The sequence below is a fragment of the Archangium sp. genome, from assembly GCF_036388035.1.
In the GTDB taxonomy this organism is placed as follows: Bacteria; Myxococcota; Myxococcia; order Myxococcales; family Myxococcaceae; genus Archangium.
On record NZ_DASVSO010000019.1, the window covers coordinates 1 to 2299 of the forward strand.

Annotated in this window: 2 protein-coding genes; both read right to left on the minus strand. The window is 67.1% G+C overall.

Going from position 1 to position 2299, the window contains the following annotated elements:
* Positions 1-917: 917 nt before the first annotated feature.
* Entirely contained in the window at positions 918-2039 is a 1122-nt protein-coding gene (locus tag VF697_RS00740) for an aminotransferase class I/II-fold pyridoxal phosphate-dependent enzyme (RefSeq protein WP_331091230.1), read from the minus strand.
* 47 nt (positions 2040-2086) lie between these two features.
* Positions 2087-2299 (minus strand): EamA family transporter (locus VF697_RS00745; protein ID WP_331091232.1); only part of this gene is annotated, 213 nt, incomplete at its 5' end.

The window sequence follows — 2299 nt, forward strand, 5'->3', positions numbered from 1 at the left end:
AGATCCTCCGGACGGGCCCTCGGCGCGATGACATCCGCCCTGATGGCTCCCACAGCTCCGGATTTGCAATCCGAAACACCCCAGAGTTCCACATCCAGCTCCGGAATGAACCGTCTATCCAGGCGCAGTGCGCCCGACTCGGGGCTGACCAGGACTCGTGCCGAGAGGGTCCATCCATCATATTGGATGTCTTGAACTTCCAATCGGACCCGAGGAGGAACCTGTGCGTCCGCCTCGATGGCCGCACGGCCCGATGGTGATGGAGACTTCCTCCCGAAGAAAGGGAACCCCGTACAGGCCGCCATCAAGAAAAGGGAAGCAGCTCCAAGCTCGAGACGGTTCACTCGCATGATGTCCTCGCGCCTTCCTCGTCAGCACATGCGCATTCGGGGGGAGGCTGGCGCTTGGGGTCATCCCCGGGAACGTTGTGCCCCTGTCGATGGTCCCAGCCACAAGAATGCGCCAGCTCGTGGATGACCGCCTTGACGATGCACCCACGCGATGCCGATTGCTCACACCAGTGAGTCTCGTCGACTGGATAGAAGCGATGGAGTGTTCCCCGCCAGTGCGTGACCGTGAACGCAAGCAGCGTGCTGCCAGGGCTCTCCGTCAGTGCCTTGCATTGCTGCCGGCTCCACTCGCTGCACGTCACCGTGATGTCGCGGCACTGTCGGCGCATGCAGCTCATGAGAAGCTCATCATCGATCTTGTGCGCCTCCTCGATGCACTCTTCGACCGAGGGCAGCTCAATCGAAGGGGGGCAGTTCGTCTTCATCGGAGTCCCAGATTGGCCCGAAGTGGGAGTGGCGCACCCGCCCCACACAAGAACTCCGACCATTACCGCGACTCCAAGAGCCCACCGGGTTGGTGACATGAACCGCATTGAGAGCACCTGCGCCTCCTCAATTCCCTGAGCCCTATTTCCAGAGGGTGTCGCAGAAGCGCTCCAGCCTCGCGAGCGCGTCGGGCATGTTCGTGCGGCCCAGCCCCAGGCGGAAGTGGTTGCCCGGGACGTCATACACATCTCCCGGCAGGAGCAGCACGCCCTCCTGGTCCACCAGCCGCTGGCAGAACTCCGTCACCGGCTGCTCGCCCAGCAGCTTCGGAAAGGCCACGCTCCCCGCCTTCGGGCGCACCCAGCGGAACGTGTCCGCCCTTCGCGCGAAGAAGTCGTCCAACACCGCCAGGTTGCGCGAGAGAATCTCCCGGCTCCGCGCCAGCACCTGCTCTTTCGCCCGCAGGGCCATCAGAGACAGGAGCTCGCTCGGCGCCGCGTTGCAGATGGTGGTGTAGTCCTTGTACGCCGCGCACCGCTCCAGCAGCGCCGCATCCCGGCCCACCAGCCACCCCACCCGCAGCCCCGCCAGCCCGAACGCCTTCGACATCACCCCCAGGCTCAGCCCCCGGCCCGACAGCTCCACTCCCGCCGGCAGCGTGTCGCGCGGGTCATGCTCCAGCAGCCGGTACACCTCGTCCGCCAGCACGTACGCGCCCCGCTCCTCCGCCAGCGCGAAGAGGCCCTTCCACGTCGCCGCGTCCGGCAGCGCCCCCGTCGGGTTGTGCGGGAAGTTCGCCACCACCAGCTTCGTGTTCGGCCGCAGCTCGCGCTTCACCGCCTCCAGGTCCAGCTTCCAGCCGTCCTCCTCGCGCAGCCGCAGCAGCGACACCTCCGCCCCCGTCGCCCGCGCCACCTCGTACAGCGACTGGTACCCCGGCCACGTCACCACCGCGTGGTCCCCCGGCCCCAGCAGCACGTTCATCAGCACGAAGATGGCCTCCTCGGCCCCCGCGAACGTCAGCACGTGCTCCGGCCCCACCCCACGGTACAGCCGCGCAATCTCCTCGCGCAGCGCCGGCAGGCCCGTGGACTCCGTGTAGCCGAGCGTCAGCCGCTCCCACCGCTCGCGCGCGTCCGCGTCCGCCAGTGCGAGCAACTCGCTCATCCGCCAGCCCTCGATGTCCGAGGTGCACAGCAGGTGCGGCGCGTTGAACTCCCACTTCGCGAAGTACCGCTCGAGCTTGAAATCCGGAATGCGCATGCCGCCTCGCTACCGCGAGCCGAGCCGCTTTGCAAAGAACGCCGCTCTCACGAGGGGCGGGTGACGGCCACGGGCCTCTCGGGTCGCGCCAGCAGTATCACCGCCGTCAGGATGAGCAGCCCGCCAACCCCCTGCAACAGGCTCAGCCGCTCGCCCAGGAAGAACGCGCCCAGCAGCACCGCCACCAGCGGCTCCACCGTCGAGAGCAGCGACGTCACCACCGGCCCCACCTTCTCCATCCCCGCGAAGAAGGTCAGCAC

Coding starts and splice junctions, on each gene's coding strand:
- VF697_RS00740 (WP_331091230.1), bottom strand. CDS start 2,039: ATGCGCATTCCGGATTTCAAGCTCGAGCGGTACTTCGCGAAGTGGGAG.